This window comes from Candidatus Nanopusillus massiliensis (assembly GCF_920984865.1).
Window position 1 is genome coordinate 184,164 of sequence record NZ_OV100765.1, and the last position, 371, is coordinate 184,534.

1 protein-coding gene is annotated in these 371 nt (G+C 30.4%); it reads left to right on the forward strand.

Features of this window, described 5'->3' with window-relative positions:
- The coding region (locus tag LUA84_RS01310) for a redoxin domain-containing protein (protein ID WP_231434082.1) at nucleotides 1–371 on the forward strand (371 nt) is incomplete at both ends.

Consider the following 371-nt stretch of genomic DNA (forward strand, 5'->3'; position numbering starts at 1 on the left):
TTCTATTATCCAGCAGATTTTNNATTTGTATGTCCAACAGAATTAGAAGATCTAGCAGAAAAATATGATCAAATAAAGAAGGAAGGGGCAGCAGNNNTAGCAATGTCAACTGATACTGTATATACACACGTACCATGGCATGCAACAGAAAAGCTATTAGAAAATGTTAAATTTCCAATGAGTGAAGATCATACAGNNACAATAGCAAAGATGTTCAATATATATGATTATAAATNTGGAGTAGCATACAGAGCATCAATAATAATTGATCCAGATGGAACTATTGTAGGAATAGAAGTAAATAATNCAAATGTAGGAAGAGATTCTGATGAATTATTGAGAAAAATAAAAGCATTTAAATATGTAAGAGA